The 17,178-nt window shown below is 52.6% G+C and carries 11 protein-coding genes; 6 read left to right on the top strand and 5 right to left on the bottom strand.

The annotated features are described in order from the left end of the window. The first annotated feature begins 20 nt into the window (after positions 1–20). The 3 genes from BLR09_RS08020 (at position 21) to BLR09_RS08010 (ending at position 6,926) form a co-directional block, all read left to right on the top strand. A complete protein-coding gene (locus tag BLR09_RS08020) occupies positions 21–1,427 on the top strand; it encodes a RagB/SusD family nutrient uptake outer membrane protein (protein WP_093200160.1) in 1,407 nt (468 codons plus the stop codon). A gap of 749 nt (positions 1,428–2,176) precedes the next feature. After that, positions 2,177–5,446: a SusC/RagA family TonB-linked outer membrane protein gene (locus tag BLR09_RS08015; RefSeq protein WP_093200158.1), complete on the top strand. Its 3,270-nt coding sequence runs from the start codon at positions 2,177–2,179 to the stop codon at positions 5,444–5,446. A gap of 40 nt (positions 5,447–5,486) precedes the next feature. Beyond that, positions 5,487–6,926 (top strand): SusD/RagB family nutrient-binding outer membrane lipoprotein, encoded by a 1,440-nt coding sequence (locus BLR09_RS08010; RefSeq protein ID WP_093200156.1) that lies wholly within the window; start codon positions 5,487–5,489, stop codon positions 6,924–6,926. 48 nt (positions 6,927–6,974) lie between these two features. Here BLR09_RS08010 and BLR09_RS08005 read toward each other — a convergent pair whose 3' ends face one another. Then, a complete protein-coding gene (locus BLR09_RS08005) occupies positions 6,975–8,114 on the bottom strand; it encodes a cystathionine gamma-synthase (protein ID WP_093200154.1) in 1,140 nt (379 codons plus the stop codon). Positions 8,115–8,248: 134 nt separating this feature from the next. Here BLR09_RS08005 and BLR09_RS08000 point away from each other — a divergent pair, with 134 nt between their 5' ends. Continuing rightward, positions 8,249–9,337, top strand: coding sequence for a lipase family protein (locus BLR09_RS08000; RefSeq protein WP_093201379.1), 1,089 nt, complete (start codon positions 8,249–8,251; stop codon positions 9,335–9,337). A 35-nt stretch (positions 9,338–9,372) separates the two neighbouring features. On the opposite strand, the gene bshC is transcribed toward BLR09_RS08000, so the two are convergent. The 4 genes from bshC to BLR09_RS07980 all read right to left on the bottom strand — a co-directional run bounded on the left by bshC (position 9,373) and on the right by BLR09_RS07980 (position 14,373). Next, on the bottom strand, positions 9,373–10,911 hold the full coding sequence (gene bshC, locus BLR09_RS07995; RefSeq protein ID WP_093200151.1) for a bacillithiol biosynthesis cysteine-adding enzyme BshC: 1,539 nt from the start codon (positions 10,909–10,911) through the stop codon (positions 9,373–9,375). Positions 10,912–11,150: 239 nt separating this feature from the next. Continuing rightward, on the bottom strand, positions 11,151–12,458 hold the full coding sequence (rimO, locus tag BLR09_RS07990; protein ID WP_093200148.1) for a 30S ribosomal protein S12 methylthiotransferase RimO: 1,308 nt from the start codon (positions 12,456–12,458) through the stop codon (positions 11,151–11,153). Positions 12,459–12,474: 16 nt separating this feature from the next. Continuing rightward, positions 12,475–12,918 (bottom strand): peptidase associated/transthyretin-like domain-containing protein, encoded by a 444-nt coding sequence (locus tag BLR09_RS07985; RefSeq protein ID WP_143011054.1) that lies wholly within the window; start codon positions 12,916–12,918, stop codon positions 12,475–12,477. A gap of 66 nt (positions 12,919–12,984) precedes the next feature. Beyond that, the gene (locus BLR09_RS07980) at positions 12,985–14,373 is read right to left on the bottom strand and encodes a UDP-N-acetylmuramate--L-alanine ligase (protein ID WP_093200140.1); all 1,389 of its coding nucleotides are present in this window, start codon (positions 14,371–14,373) and stop codon (positions 12,985–12,987) included. A gap of 284 nt (positions 14,374–14,657) precedes the next feature. Between BLR09_RS07980 and BLR09_RS07970 the strand changes: the two genes are divergently transcribed. Next, on the top strand, positions 14,658–16,127 hold the full coding sequence (locus BLR09_RS07970) for a type III PLP-dependent enzyme domain-containing protein (RefSeq protein WP_093200136.1): 1,470 nt from the start codon (positions 14,658–14,660) through the stop codon (positions 16,125–16,127). 354 nt (positions 16,128–16,481) lie between these two features. Then, positions 16,482–17,174 carry a tetratricopeptide repeat protein gene (locus BLR09_RS07965; protein WP_093200127.1) on the top strand — a complete coding sequence of 231 codons (693 nt, stop codon included), beginning with the start codon at positions 16,482–16,484 and terminating at the stop codon, positions 17,172–17,174. The last annotated feature ends 4 nt before the right edge of the window (positions 17,175–17,178 follow it).

Genomic DNA, 17,178 nt, shown 5'->3' with positions numbered 1-17,178 from the left:
CTGAAAAAATTCGAAAAAGCATGAAACGTACTCATAAATATCTTTTGCAGATCGGCTTCGCCTCTGTGCTTTTGGCCGGGCTGTCTTCCTGCGAAAAGCAACTTTTCGAGGAGCCTTACAAAAACCTGTCACCCGAGCAGGCTTTCGCTACTGCCGAACGGATTGAAAAATCGGCGGTCGGGATGTACGACAAACTCCAGAACCCGGAATACCTCGGTGGCCGTGTCCTGATCTATGCGGACATCCGCAGCATCGATACGAACGTTCCGACGTTTTTCGGCCAGATGCCGAACTTTAACACCCTCATCTCCAGCGACGCTACCGTAGCGAACGCCTGGCAGGGCGGCTACCGGACGATTTACGAAGCTAACCTCTTCGTGAAAAACCTGGATGCCAACAAGAGCAAGGTAACCGACGCCAAGTACACGCAGTACGTATCCGAAGCGAAGTTCATCCGGGCGCTGTCGTACTACTACCTCGTCAGCCTGTGGGCGCAGCCGTACAAATTCAAGGCTGACGCTTCTCACCCCGGTGTACCGCTGATTCTGGAAGCAGCCGACGATCCGTTTGCAGCCACCAACCAGGTAGCCCGTGCGACCGTCGCTCAAGTGTATACGCAGCTCGAAACGGATCTGAAAGCAGCCATCGACGGCCTGCCGGCAGATTATTCAGACGCCAACTTCAGCAACGTAGCCCGCGCCACGAAAGCCGCTGCGCAAGGCCTGCTGGCTCGTCTGTACCTCGACAAAGGCGATTATGCCTCTGCCAAAACGTATGCCGATGCCGTTATCGCCTCCAAGAAGTACAGCCTGAATGCTACGCCTGACGTTGCTTTCCGGACTTATACTTCTCCCGAAAACATCTTCTCGGTAGCACACAACGGTGCAGATAACCCGAACACGAACAACGCCCTCGGCCAGCACTATGCACCGGACAAGCGCGGTGATATCTCCATCAGCAAGGACTACACCGATCTGTTTGAGGCAACCGACCTGCGTCTGACTACCCTCACGAAGGTATCGACCAGCCAGACCTGGACGACGAAGTACACGTCTGTTACAGACTGGGCGCCGATCCTGCGCTACCCGGAAATCCTCCTGATCAAGGCGGAAGCCGAAGCGCAGCTTGCTTCAGACGTTAGCCAGACGGCCGTTGACCTGGTCAACCAGATCCGGACCCGTTCCAAGGCTACTGCCATTACGGCTCCGGCCGCAAAGGCGGATCTGATCGATGCCATCCTGAAAGAACGCCGCAGAGAGCTGTCTTTCGAAGGCCACGGCATCATCGACTTCCTCCGGACGGGCCGCGGTATTCCCGCGCACAGCATCGTCGGAGCTCAGCCCTATGGTTCTAATTATGTTGTACTGCCCCTGCCGCTGTATGATATGCAGAAAAACCCCAAGCTGGTTCAGAATGACGGCTATTGATCGCTGAACTTCTTTGCACGTCAAAAACGGACTCCCTATCGCAGGGAGTCCGTTTTTTTTATGCCCTCGCCCCGGGACAGTTCCTGCCTGAAAATGCGCACCCGTACTGTGCTTAAAAAAAATAGGTATTTTTATTCATATACCTGCGTCACATAACAAAATAGCGTTAGATCGTATACCTCTGCACGGCATTTCATTCTTTCTATGTCTACTCTATCTATAGACAATAATAGCACTCTCTAGCGACTTACACTTACCCCTTTTTGAAGGATATTTGTTCCTTCGTTTTTCCGCATTGAAACACCTATTCAATACCGTTGAACAAGTCTTACCCGGCTGACTGGCGTATTCAGCCGAATAATATTTTGTATCATAGCTGATAAAATCTATTTTTTCCTATTATAATTACATTCAAGTTTCTGCTGATCTTCTAGAACAATGGTTGAAAACTCCGGAAACATGTTTTCAACATCCCCCATAAAGGGTTAGATTTTATCCTTCAAAACGCTCACTATCTGTCAATTTATCAATAATACATCTTTTGGTATTTATATAATTATAATATCCTTTTTAAAAATACATTAATCTTGAGTATTTTTCGCACTTCATCAATTTCTGAAACCATGACTATGCCCTCTTACTGCCAAGCTGTTTTCTGACTTCCGGCCGGGAAGCATGCCCCGGGTCAGCCGCTCTGGCGGCTACATGCTGCTAACTCCTTTTTTTCATTCACTTATTTCCACTACATCATGAAGAAATTTCTATTCTTCTGTTTCCTGCTGGTGTTGTCCTGCTGGACGGCACAGGCGCAGGACCGGGTCATCACCGGTAAAGTAACCTCCAGTGATGACGGCTCGCCGATTCCCGGCGTCAGTATTGCCGTCAAGGGAACCACTACCGGCACCAATACCGCAACAGACGGCACCTTCCGTCTCCGGATTTCCAACGACGCGGTACTCGTTTTCACATCCATTGGTTTTGATCCGCAAACCATCGAAGTCGGCAATACGCAGACAACCCTTGAAGTACACCTCAAACCAAGCGTCTCCGCGCTTTCCGAAGTCGTTGTGACGGCACTCGGGGTCTCGCGCGAGAAGAAATCGCTGGGATATGCCTCACAGGAAATCAAGGGAGAGCTGGTCAACACGGCAAAAGAGGGCAACTTTATCAACTCCCTCTCCGGGAAAGTTTCCGGCGTTGAAATCAAACGCAACAACAACCTGGGCGCATCTTCGAACATCGTTGTCCGGGGATTCAAATCCCTGACGGGCAATAACCAGGCCCTGTTTGTAGTAGATGGTGTCCCGATTGACAACTCGAACTCATCGACCAACGACGCCGCAACCGGGCGTGGAGGGTATGATTACGGTAACGTAGCGTCCGACATCAACCCAGACGACATTGAATCTATCAACGTCCTGAAAGGAGCGGCCTCGACGGCCCTGTACGGTTCACGGGCCGCCAACGGAGTCATCATGATTACCACCAAAAAAGGCCGGAAAAACCAGGGCCTGGGGGTATCGATGAGTGTGGGATATTCGGTCGGCTCACCGGATCAGAGTACATTACCCAAGTACCAGAACAACTACGGCGGCGGATATGGCTTGTATTACGAAGATCCCACGTCCCGGTTCCTTTACCGGGACCTGAACGACCTCTTCCCGGATATGGCGAGTGACGGAAAAAAGCACCTTGTCGTACCGACCTCGGAGGATGCTTCCTGGGGAGCCAAATTCGACCCGAATCTGCAGGTATACGATTGGCGGTCTTTTGATCCAACCTCTTCACATTACCAAAAAACCAGCCCGTGGACAGCCGCTGCGAACGTACCGACGAAGTTCCTTCAGGACGCGACAACTTTCAACGGTACTGTCGGTATTGACGGCGGCGGCGAAAACGGATCTTTCCGCGTTTCCTATACCCGTTTTGATCAAACCGGTATCCTTCCCAACAGCCGGCTTCAGAAGAACAATTTCTCGTTTTCCGGTACGCATGATTTCAACAAGAAGCTGTCCGTCTCCACGAACATCAACTTCACTCGTCAGGATGCCAAAGGCCGATACAGCAACGGGTATAGCGACAACCTCATGACGTCGTTCCGCCAATGGTATCAGCGGAACGTAGACATCGTCGACCTGAAAAATGCTTTCGAACGCACCGGTCAAAACATTACCTGGAACTGGGCAGACCCGACCGATCTGAAGCCGATTTACTGGAACAACCCTTACTGGCAGCGCTACAACGACTACGAAACAGATTGGCGCAACCGCCTTTTCGGAAATGTTGCCCTGACCTATAAAATCACGGACGACATCAACGTCATGGGACGGGTAACCATGGACACTTACAACGAACTTCAGGAAGAGCGGGTGGCCGTGGGCTCAATCGTCAACAACGGGACAGCCCAGTACGCGCGTTTCAATCGTGATTTCCGGGAAATGAACTACGACCTGTTTGTCAACTATTCAAAAAACATCACCGAAGATTTCAACATCAAGGCGATGCTCGGGAATAACATCCGGCGGACAGACGTCAATACCATGCGGGCTGCAACGGTAGGCGGACTGGTCGTTCCGGGAATTTACGCCCTTTCCAACTCTGCCTCTCCGATGAGCGCTCCGACTGAAACCGCGGTAGCACTGTATCAGCAGGGGGTCTTTGGAAGTGTCTCTCTGGGTTATAAAAACACGTACTACCTGGACCTGACGGCGCGCCGCGACGTATCTTCCACGCTTCCTGTCGCGAACAATACCTACTTCTACCCGTCGGCTTCGCTGAGCTATATTTTCTCGAATCACCTCAGCGATAAGATTCCGGCGCTCAGCTTCGGCAAGCTGCGCGTCAACTACGCGGAAGTGGGAAATACAGCACCGGCATTCAGCCTGAAGAATACCTATGTCAAGCCGACCAACCTCAATGCCGACAACCGCGATGCATTCGGCGGCCAGACACTATTTGCCGTATCCTCGACGCTGAACAACCCGAACCTGCGTCCCGAACGGACAAGAAGCGCTGAAATCGGTCTGGAAATGAAGTTCCTCAAAAACCGGATCGGATTTGACCTGACTGCTTACCGCACGATGTCTGTCGACCAGATCATGCCGGTGGCAGTATCCAAAGCGACCGGATACGACACGAAATATGTCAATGCAGGTACCATTCAGAATAAAGGTATTGAACTCTCAGCCTTCGGTACGCCGGTGGAAACGAAGGACTTTTCGTGGAGGGTACTCGTCAACTTTACGCGTAACCGGAACGAAGTGGTTTCGCTTTACGGGGATACCCCGAACCTGCAACTTGCCTCTTTCGGAGGCGGAGTAACCCTGAACGCCACCCGTGGCCAGGCGTACGGCGTATTGCAGGGGACTGCCATCAAACTGAACGATAACGGCCAAAAGCTCGTCGCTACAACGGGTTACTACACGCAGACGGATGCTACTTCCATCATTGGTAACGTCACCCCGAAATGGAAAATGGGTGTTTCCAACACCTTGAATTACAAGAGCTTCTCTTTCAGCTTCCTGATTGATATCCAGCATGGAGGCAGTATCTTCTCCCTAGACCGGTACTACGGACTTGCGACCGGCCTATACAAGGAAACAGATATCCTCAATGACAAGGGCGTTTCGGTACGTGCTCCGATTTCGCAGGGCGGCGGTTGGGTTTTCGACGGCGTTCAGGAAGACGGATCCGCCAATACTGTCCGCGTATCAGGCGAAAATTACGGGGTGTTTGGCTACCGGAGAAACCCAGCCAGCGTATTTGTATACGACGCAGGTTATGTGAAACTCCGGGAAGTAACCCTTTCTTACAAATTGCCGGCTACTATCCTCGGTAACACCCGGTTCTTCAAGTCAGCGTCAATATCTGTGGTAGGCCGCAACCTGTGGATTATCCACAAGAATCTTCCCTATGCTGACCCCGAAGACGGGCTGACCTCCGGAAACCTGTCGGGCTGGCAATCAGGCGCCTATCCTTCTCTGCGGGAAATTGGCGGAAGCCTCCGGTTTTCTTTCTGATCAGCTCACAGCCCTTCTATCAAGACAAAATCTGACTAAGATGAAAAAGATACTTTCCCTCCTGATCGTCGCGGCCCTTGCTGCTTCCTGCGAACGTGATCTTCAGGATCTCAATACAGACAAAAAGCATCCCAGCGCCGGAACAGTCCCCTCCGGTACCGTCTTTGCGGCCGCTGAAACGAACCTTTTCGAGCAAATGGTCAATACGAGCGTCAACCGAAACGTGTTCCGCCTGTTTGCACAGCAATGGACAGAAACCACCTATACTGACGAAAGCAACTACAACATCGTGAACCGCAAAATTCCCGATGCCGTCTGGTTTCAATTGTACATACGGGTGCTGAACAACCTCAAAGAGGCCAAAGCACTCGTTACCGCTGAAAAGCCGATTGCACCTGATGAAGTAGTAGCGAAAGCCAACAAGATTCAGGTCATCGAATTGCTCACCATTTATACGTATCAGGTCCTGGTCGACACCTACGGCAATGTGCCCTACTCTGAGGCCACGAACCCGGATAATGTCCTGCCCAAATACGATGACGCCAAGACGATCTACCAGGATTTAGCCAAACGCCTCGATGCTGCCATTGCAGGTATCAAGGCGGATGGGGGGTCTTTCGGCTCAGCCGATCTCATTTATCAGGGAGATATGACCAAATGGGCGAAGTTTGCCAACAGCCTGAAATTAAAAATCGGGCTCACCCTGTCAGACGTGGATCCGGCAACGGCCAAATCCATGGTGGAAGCAGCGGCGGCAGGTGTTTTCTCGTCCGATGCGGATAACACTCGGCTTCGGTATTCGGCCAGTATGCCCAATACCAACCCGGTATGGCTGGATCTCGTCCAAAGCCAGCGACACGATTTCGTGCCCGCCAATACCGTCGTGGATCTCATGAACCAGCTCGCGGATCCCAGAAGAAAGGCGTATTTCACCCTTCTCAACGGGAAATACGTCGGCGGAGCTTATGCGGCCGGCGGCAACTATACCAATTTCTCTCAGGTCGGAGATATCTTCTTTACTCCGTCGCTGGAAGGTGTTCTGATGGACTACTCAGAAGTATGTTTCGGACTGGCGGAAGGCGCCGCGCGGGGCTTTAACGTTGGCGGAACGGCCGAATCTTTCTACAACAAGGGAATTACCGCTTCCATTACTTACTGGGGTGGTACTGTGGACGACGCTTCGGCCTACCTTGCCACTCCCGATGTGGCCTATGCAACAGCCAAAGGAACATTCCGGCAGGTCATCGGTACGCAAAAGTATATCGCCCTGTACAACCGGGGGTTCGAGGCCTGGACCGAATGGCGTCGCTTTGATTTTCCGACATTTAATCCGCCTCCGGGTATGACCTATGCCGATATTCCCGTACGGTTTACCTATCCGATCGGCGAACAGACCCTGAACAACGCCAACTGGCAGGCGGCATCCAATGCTATCGGAAGTGACAAGGTCACTTCCAAACTCTTCTGGGATAAAAACTGATCCCGGGGTATTACAAAAAAAGGGAGGCCTTCGAGCCTCCCTTTTTTCTTAGCCGATTGCCTGTGCGAGGTCTTCGATCAGGTCTTCGACGTCTTCTATTCCAACGCTCAGGCGGATGAGGGTATCCTTCAGTCCGGATTTTTCGCGTTCGGATTTCGGAATACTCGCGTGCGTCATGCTCGCGGGATGCGTACAGAGCGATTCGACGCCACCCAGTGATTCGCCGAGGGAAAAAACATGGAAGGACGACATTACCCGTACGGCTTCCGCATAATCGTCGCCTTTCAGCTCAAACGACACCATTCCGCCGAAATCCCGCATCTGCTTCGCCGCCAGCGCATGGCCGGGGTGGCTTTTCAGCCCCGGATAATAGACTTTTCCCACTTTCGGATGCGCCTGAAGCCAGGCGGCTACCTTCCGGGCATTTTCGCAGTGCTGGCGCATGCGGACGGGCAGGGTTTTCAGCCCTCTCAGCACGAGGAAGCAGTCCTGCGGGCCGGGTACTGCGCCACAGGCATTCTGAATAAACCGCAGGCGCGCGGCGAGATCGTCGTCGTTGAGCATGAGCGCACCCATTACCGTATCCGAATGCCCGCCCAGGTACTTCGTGACGGAGTGCATGACCATATCAGCGCCCAGATCGAGCGGATTCTGCAGGTAGGGAGACGCGAACGTATTGTCTACCACGGTCAGGATTCCCCGGCTTTTGGCGAGGGTCGTCAGCGCTTCGATATCAATGAGGCGGAGCAGGGGATTGGTCGGCGTTTCGAGCCAGAGCATGCGTGTTTTGTCCGTCAGCGCGGAAGCTACCGTCTCCGGATCGCTCATATCCACGAAGCGGAAGGTCAATCCGAACCCTTCAAAGACCTTCGTAAAAATCCGGTAGGTACCTCCGTAGAGATCATTGGTTGCGACGATTTCATCCCCGGGTTTGAAAAGCTTCAGCAGGGCGTCGGTAGCCGCCAGGCCTGAGGCGTAGCAAATGCCATGCGTGGCGTTTTCCAGCGCTGCGAGCGCATTCTGGAGCGCCGTGCGGGTCGGATTATGCGTGCGGGAATATTCATACCCCTTGTGTACGCCCGGCGCCTCCTGAACGTAGGTCGACGTCTGGTAGATAGGTGTCATGATGGCCCCGGTCGTAGGGTCGGGTTCAACACCGGCATGGATGGCTTTTGTGGCAAAACGCATACGCAAAGGAATTATAGGCAGGAGTTTGCTTTCTTGATTGATTTTTGCCGAAGTTCGCTATCTCTCATCATTGGACGGCATTCTTCCCCGGGATTCTCCGGAAAAATGACCTCCTTCAGCCCCCAACCGCCCTTATGACCCGCTTTTTGACTCTGTTATGCATACTCTGCTCCGTGGGGGGTCTGTCGGCCCAGCAACTTCGCCCCGGCTTTGACGGCAAGGAATACCGGGAATTGCTCGAAATATTCCTTCAGCAAATCGACACGGTAAAATCAGACCTTATTCCGGCACCGGCCCGCAGCAAGCGCCTCTACCGCAGCCCGGAATCCGAGCTGAAAAACCGCTGGGAACTGTGGAAACGGAACGATGGCGTCGGTATTATCTCCATCCGCGGAACGACGAGCGACCTCCCCAGCTGGCTCGAAAACTTCTACGCCGCCATGATTCCGGCCTCCGGCGAACTGCAGCTCGATAAACAGCGCACGTTCCGGTATCAGCTGTCGAAAAACCCGAAAGCGGCGGTACATGTCGGATGGACCGTGGGCCTCGCCGATCTTTCCGTCACGCTCATTCCGAAAATACGGGAGCAATATGCCGCAGGTGTCCGGGAGTTTCTCCTCATGGGCCATAGCCAGGGCGGCGCGCTGGCGTTCCTGACGCGTTCCTACCTGGCCGACCTGATGGAAAAAGGAGAGCTGCCGAAAGACCTCCGCTTCAAAACCTATTGCAGCGCCGCGCCGAAACCGGGTAACCTCTATTATGCCTATGAGTATGAGTTTCTGACACGCGGTGGCTGGAGCTTTACCGTGCTCAACTCGCAGGACTGGGTACCGGAAACGGCGTTTTCGCTGCAAACCCTGTCCGATTTTAACGACGTCAACCCGTTCAAGGACATCAAATTGGTCCTCAAAAAGCAGAAGTTCCTCGTCAGACTTTACGGAAACCGGGTATACAACCACCTGAACCGCTCCACCCGCAAGTCTGAACGGCGTTTCCGGAAATACCTCGGCAAGGTGGTATACAGCCAGATACGCAAGTTCAAGCCTGACCTTGTTCAGCCGAAATACGTCGAAGTACACAACTATACACGGGCGGGGGTACCGGTTATTCTGGCGCCCGACGACAAGTATCCTGCTCTCTATCCCGACAGTTCCAAAGGGGTATTTACCCACCATTTCCTGGAGCCGTACTATTACCTGTCGAAACGTTATTATCCTGATTGAAAAAAGCCCCGGAATTTCGAATTCCGGGGCTTTTTCTATACTTCCAGCAGGTAAAATTCGTAGCGGAAGGGGTCAAAGGTTTCAAGTAGTTTCGGGATGAATGCCGGGTCTGCCAGGGAGAAATTGAGGAAGTTATCCGTCCGCTCCTGAAGACCGCCCCCGGGAAACAGATAGGCTTTCAACTCGCTCAACTGCCGGATGGCCGTTTCCTGATTCTGCGATTCGGAGGCAAACAGCCTGCGCTCCAGCCTTTCCGCCCAGTTTTTTACTTTCTGCTCTTCGGCTTTGATATGGCCGTCGAGCGTCGGGTTGATCCGTGCTGCCTTTTCCCGGATACCTTCCAGCGATTTCAGGATTTGCCCGAGTTCCGGGTGGATATCGAGGGAATACTCAGCATGTTTTTCAACGTATTTCCGGCGCAGATGTGTCTCGTCCTGAAAGAGTTCTTCCGCAGACAGATCCAGGTTACTGATACGCCGGCGTGTCGCAGCCGAGAGTACCATCGCAAAGTTCCGCGGCATCAATACCGGGTATGGCACGCCATAGTGATCAAAAACCGGCTTCAATTGCAGCCAGTAAGCCAATTCACCCGGCCCGCCGAGATAGGCCAGGTTCGGGAGAATCATTTCCTGGTACAACGGCCGGAGAATGACATTGGGACTGAATACTTCCGGCGTTTGCTCCAGAAGATCCCGGACTTCGGCGTCTGAAAAATGAATTTTCGTATCGTTTACCTGTACGCCTCCGTCTGCGGGAATGAGCCGTTCACGGAGGCCGTCTTTCAGGTAAAAGAAATTGATATCGCGCGGGGTGACCTGCTGCTTGTAGCCGAGGGCGTCGAGGCCGCATTCGGCGACGAGGCGCTGCGCGGTATGGTGACGGATATCGTCTTCGATGACACTTCGGAAAGACGCTTTCAGGTCGCGGTCGTCGGCATCGAGGCAAATCAGGCCTTCAGCGCCGAACAGTTCGTGCATGTAAAACCGAACCGCGTCCGCCAGTGTCTTTTGTTCGGAATAGGCCTTTTCGAAGAGGGGAAGGCGTTCCGGAATTTCCTCAAACAACGCCTTTAAGCCGGAAGGGTCCATCCGGCCGACGGCGCCCGTCTGCGATGTATTCCAGGTATAGGTCTTTCCGGAAAGACGGAAATGGTTGATTTCGTCGAAATCGTGGTCTTCCGTAGCCATCCAGTATACCGGTACAAACCGGTGTTCCGGAAACTCCCGGCTGAGGCGTTTGGCTAGGTTGATGGTTGATACCAGCTTGAAAATCACGTATAACGGCCCCGTGAAGAGATTGAGCTGGTGACCGGTGGTAACGGTAAACGTCTTTTCGTCGAGCAGGGAACGGATATCCGGCTGATTTTCCAGCCCGGCATATTGTTTTTCAAGAACTGACACCAACGTCCGGCGTCTTTCGGGATCGAGTTGCTTGATTTCCAGCTGCCGGCGGAATCCATCCAGGTTCGGAAATTCTCCGTAAAAAGGTTTCAGCGTTTCATCGCCGGAAATAAAATTCAGAAACAGAGAAGAAAACTGCCGGGTGGCGGCCAATGGGATACAGCTAACCTGCATAATACCGGAATTTGGGTGCCCGAAGTTCGCGAATTGGGGCAAGCAAACAAACCGCAATGCGGAGCGCTTAGTTCAAAACCGGAAGAAGTAAGGAAAAGGAAAGGGACGAATCAGCTTTATTCGGTTGCCGATTGCAGGCGGAAGAAACAACTACTCCCTCTTTTTCTGTGTATTCTGTGGTTTCTGTGAGAACAAAAAGATATTTCTCACAGAAACCACAGAATACACGGAAGGGTAGTTTAAACCAGTTCGCCGTAGAGGTCAAACTCTTCTACCGATGTAATCCGGACCTGGGCGAAGTCTCCCTGGCGGACATACTGGCTTGCCGGAACGAGCACTTCGTTGTCGACTTCGGGCGAGTCAGACTCTGTCCGTCCGACGAAGTAACCGCCTTCTTTCCGGTCAAAAAGAACTTTATAGGTATTACCGACCTTCGCCTGGTTCAGTTCCAGGGAAATACCCTGTTGCAGTTCCATGATATCGTCGGCACGTTCCTGTTTTACTTCAGCCGGAACGTTGTCTTCCATCGTCGCAGAGTGCGTCTGGTCTTCGTGGGAATACTGGAAAACACCCAGGCGGTCGAACCGCATTTTTTCCACAAAGCGATAGGTTTCCTCAAAAAGCTCTTCGGTTTCACCGGGGTGACCGACAATCAGCGTGGTGCGCAGCGCGATGCCGGGTACTTTGTCCCGGATGGTATGGATGAGATCCTCTGTTTTTTCCCGGGTAATGCCGCGGCGCATCAGTTTCAGCAGCTCGGTGGAACCCGTTTGCAGGGGCATATCGAGGTATTTCGCGATGTTTGGCTTGGCGTTCATGACGTCGAGGACGTCCATCGGAAAACCGGCCGGATAGGCGTATTGCAGGCGAATCCAGTCGATGCCTTCGACGTCCGAGAGGCGGTCCATCAGCTCGGCCAGATTCCGCTTTTTGTAAATATCCAGCCCGTAGTAGGTCAGATCCTGTGCAATGAGAATCAGTTCTTTCGTTCCGCGGCGGGCGAGTGACTTTGCCTCGGTGAGGAGGTCGTCGATAGACCGGGAAACGTGCTTGCCCCGCATCAGCGGAATCGCGCAGAAGCTGCACGGGCGGTCGCAGCCCTCGGCAATCTTCATGTAGGCATAGTGCGCGGGGGTAGTCAGGAGGCGTTCACCGACCAGTTCGTGCTTGTAATCGGCCTTGAGCGTTTTGAGCAGGCGGGGCATTTCGTTGCTCCCGAACCAGGCATCCACTTCCGGAATCTCGACTTCCAGCTCGTCTTTGTAACGCTGGGAAAGACAGCCCGTCACGTACACCTTTTCGACCATTCCTTCCGCCTTGGCGTCGACATACCGGAGGATGGTATCGATCGATTCCTGTTTGGCATTGTCGATGAATCCGCAGGTATTGATGACGACAATCTGGGAATCATCCTGCTGGGATTCGTGGGAAACAGCATACCCGTTGCCTTTCAGCTGGGTAAACAGGTTTTCGGAATCGACCAGGTTTTTGGAACAGCCCAGGGTAACGATATTGACTTTATTCTTTCGTAATGTCTTTGTTTTCATTGCTCAGTTTCGCCGGTCAGAATGCCGCCGCGTAATTGATTTCAAAACGGATCTCTGTCCATTTTCCTTTCTCCACCGTCACCGGATACAGATTTGAGTCGCCGTCGGTGATATTCGCCCATAGGCCTTTCGGTTCTTTCGTAAACACCGAATACCGGCCGGGTGGGAGCGCCGCCGAAAACCGGCCGCGGGAGTCGGTAACGACTTTCCGGATCCGTTTGGTTCGGAAGTGTCCGTAAAACCCTTCGTCGCTCGTCACCTGATCCTGCCGGGTGAGTTCGTATATCCACACTTCCCGTCTGACGCCTTTTGCCTGCGACGGAGGCCGGTCAGGCGACGGCATCTGATTGCCCGCTTTCCAGACAACCTGGCCGCGGATACCCTGCCCGGGTTTGGCGGCGTGTACCTTCGTTTGGAAAAGGAGGCACAAAAGTACGGAAACAATTGATAACATTCTCATATCCAGCGACATAAAAAGCGGATACTGGGTCAGCATCCGCTTGGTGAGAACGAATGGGTATTTCTGTCAGTTCAGAATTTCCTTCACCAGTTCCGGCACATTCAGGCCGTCAAAAGTACCGGACGACATCAGGAGCAGGTTGGCATTGTGCCAGTCCTGCGCCAGCAGGAATTGCTTGAGCGACTGGTTATCGGTAAATACCTTCAGGTCCGGATTTCCGAATGCGGAGACGATATCTTCCGGCGAAATCGGCGTCAGTTTCTTGTGCTCGATGGTATGCGGGCTATAGTACACCGCCGCTACATCGGGCGTGTTGAAGGTCCCTTTGTACTGGGGCAGAAAATACTTGTTGAGGCTGCTGAAGGTATGAAGCTCCACGCAGGCGATCAGCCGGCGGTCTGGAAACTGGCTCTTCACGGCGTCAGACGTAGCTTCGAGCTTCGACGGCGCGTGGGCAAAATCCCGGAAAATCACCGTACCGCTGTTTTCTCCGACACGCTCCAGGCGGTTGGCTGCGCCGGTAAACGACTGAATAGCTTCATAAAACATGAAGTCCTCGACGCCGAGCTTTTCGAGTACTGCCTTGGCGCCGTTCAGGTTTTTCATGTTGTGACCGCCGAAGATCTGGAGGGATACTTCGCCGCCGTCAGGCTTGACGAGGTAGGTCTTTCCGTCCCGGATCACATGCGGGTGCTCACCATACCCAATGGGCTGAACATCAACGCGTTCCTTCTTGCAAATAACAGAAACAACGTCGTCGGTTTCGTCGTAGATCAGCGCGCCGCCCTTCGGGGAATCTTCGGCCAGCAGTTCAAACTGACGTACGTATTCTTCAAACTCCGGGTAGACATTGATGTGATCCCAGGCAATGCCCGAAATCAGGGTAATATGCGGATGGTAGTGCAGGAATTTGGGTTGACGATCGATCGGCGAAGAGAAATACTCGTCGCCTTCGATGACAATCACCGGCGCGTCATCCGACAATTTGACCATGGTATCGAACCCGGCAACGCGTGCGCCGACGAGGTAGTCGAATTTCCGGTCGAAATGCTTCAGCACATGGAGGATGATCGCGGTAGTCGTGGTTTTGCCATGACTGCCAGCAATCACCACGCGCTGCTTGTTCCGGCTCTGCCGGTACACAAACTCCGGGTAGGAATAGACCGGAATACCCAGCTCCTGCGCTTTTTTCAGTTCGGGGTTATCGGCCCGGGCGTGCATCCCGAGGATGACGGCGTCGAGATCGCCGGTAATTTTCTCCGGAAACCAGCCCATTTCGGCCGGAAGCAGTCCCGCCTGCGCAAGCCGGGAGCGGGACGGTTCGTAGATTTCATCATCGGAACCGGTCACGGCATGGCCTTTTTGGTGAAGAACCAGGGCCAGATTGTGCATAGCAGCTCCGCCGATGGCGATGAAGTGAATACGCTGCGGCGTAGTGACGTCAGGTGAACTCATTCAAAATCAGTGATTTAAAAATTTAATATTTCCAAGAAAAGGGACTATTCCGCTGCTTTGCGGACCCTCTCCCGGAAGCGACGGGCAATTATCTGAGCTTCAATGAAAAAAAATGAACGGGCCTGCAATTATTGCATCCGTTTTTCGGTTGCAAAGGTTGTAATTTCCGTGCAATTTCGCACGCCCGTTTTTCGGACGGTCCTACGGAAGGGGCCGGCCTCCCGGGAAGTACCCGGGGACGAACGCAAACAAAATAACCTTTTTATGTTCCTCCGTCCCAAAGGATGAAAAATTACATTGATCTCATTGAGCAGACCTTCGAGTTCCCTACCCGGGAATTCGGTATTGACGAGCAAAACACGCTGCTCTTCAACAACGTCCCCCTGATGGACATCATCCGTCAGTATGGCACTCCGCTCAAGCTTACGTACCTGCCGAAAATCGAAGAGCATATTGAACATGCCCGCGTCCTGTTCCGGAACGCGATGAAAAAGTTCAATTACAAGGGTGCGTACACGTATTGTTATTGTACCAAGTCGTCTCACTTTCAGTTTGTGCTGGAAGAAGTACTGAGCAATAACTGTCACCTGGAGACTTCTTCCGCTTACGACATTGCCATTATCCGGGAATTGTACCGTCAGCAAAAGCTGTCAAAGAACACCTATATTCTTTGTAACGGATACAAGCTTCCGCAATACCAGAAATACATTACAAACCTGATCAACGACGGGTTCAACTGCGTGCCTATTCTCGATAACCTCAAGGAAATCGACTATTACATTCAGAATACGCACGCGGAAACGGTCAATCTCGGGATTCGTATCGCTACGGACGAGGAGCCGAATTTTGCTTTCTATACCTCCCGTCTGGGTATCCGGTATTCGGATATCATGGATTTGTACAAGAACAAGATCGAGCCCAATCCGAAGCTGAAGCTGAAAATGCTTCACTTTTTCATCAATTCGGGCATCAAGGACAACGCCTACTACTGGTCGGAGCTGACCCGGTTCATGTTCAAGTACTGCGAAATCAAAAAGGTATGTCCTGACCTGGATTCGATCGATATCGGCGGCGGCCTGCCGATTCAGACGTCGGTGTTTTTCAAGTACGATTACCAGGCGATGGTAGATGAAATCATCGAAAATATCCAGTGGATCTGTAACAAGAACAACGTACCGGTTCCGAATATCTTTACGGAATTCGGCAGCTATACGGTAGGAGAAAGCGGCGCAGTTGTTTACAAGGTAGTAGACAAAAAGCAGCAGAACGACCGCGAGCTATGGTACATGATCGATGGCAGTTTCATTACGCAACTGCCGGACTCCTGGGGAATCGGTCAGAAATACATCATGCTGCCGGTTAATAACTGGGAGCGGCCGTATGAAAAGGTCAACCTCGGCGGCCTTACCTGCGACTCACAGGATTTCTACAATACCGAAGCGCACTCGGAAGACTTATACGTGCCGAGCTTTGACATTGACCAGGAAGACCAGTACATCGGATTCTTCCACACCGGCGCTTATCAGGAGTCCCTGGGCGGATACGGCGGCATTCAGCACTGCCTCATTCCGGCGCCGAAGCACGTGATCGTCGACCGCGATGAGGACGGAAACATCGTTACGCGGCTGTTTGCGCCGCAGCAGACGCATGAATCCATGCTTCAGATCCTCGGCTATCCCCTGAAACCGCACGAAGGGGAACCTGCAGCCGGCGAAGAGCCAGGTGAAGAGCAGCACGAGCTGGTTGAACAATAACACGGGTAAACGGGCGGCTCACGGGCCGCCCGTTTACTCCCCTTCAGGGGCTATGCGGATAAGTTATTGATTTCCATTAAAATAGGTACTACTTTTGACGTCTATTTGTATCCTCCTTTTATGAAAAGATCTGCCTGTTTGTTCGCCCTGGCTACCCTTTTGATGCTGGCTTCCTGCGCCCGGAAAAATAACTGCCCGGCGTATGGTAATACCCGTGTTGAAAGCGCTAAACGCTAGCTACTTCGGCGAAGATTGCAACTATTTTGTCTCTGCGTCTAAATCTTTGGACGTAAACGTTTGAGCTATCCATACGGATGCTTACTTTTGCGTTCCAAATTTCAATAGCACCTTTAAATGGCAAAGAAAAACAGCGGCTTGGAGTTTTTGGAAAGTCCGGAAGGACTGGCAGGCGAGTTCGGAAAAGCCCAGTCTTTTTTGGATAAAAACAAAAAGCTTGTTTACGGAGCTGCTGCTGCGGTTATCGTGGTGATCGCTGCAGTTTTCGGATACCAGTACCTGCAGGGCACTCAAAACGAGAAAGCCTCGGAAGCGCTGTTCCCGGCCATCAACGAATTTGAAGCCGATTCCCTCAACAAGGCGCTGAAAGGCGGCCCGGGAGTGGAGAGCCTCGTTTCCATCGCCGACGAATACGGTTCAACGAAAGCAGGCAAGCTCGCCAGTTTCTATGCCGGCGTGGCGCTGCTGAAACAAGGCAAGTACGATCAGGCTATCGAGCAGTTGAAAAACTTCAGCAGCAGCGACCTGCTCATCCAGGCACGTGCTTACTCCCTGATCGGCGATGCTTATCTGGAGAAGAAGGACGCGTCTTCTGCGATCGACTATTACAAAAAAGCGGCTGAATACAAGCCCAATAAGTTCTTTACGCCTACTTACCTGCTGAAGCTCGGTATCGCTTATGAAACCGCAAAGCAGGACAAGGAAGCTATCGGCGCGTACTCGGAAATCATTGAGAAATATCCTCAATCCCCCGAGCTGGTGTCCGCGAAGAAATACAAGGCCAAACTTGAAGGGCCTGCTTCCGAGTAATTTA

This window comes from Siphonobacter aquaeclarae (assembly GCF_900103285.1).
GTDB lineage: Bacteria > Bacteroidota > Bacteroidia > Cytophagales > Spirosomataceae > Siphonobacter > Siphonobacter aquaeclarae.
This window is presented reverse-complemented; position numbering and strand designations above follow the sequence as displayed.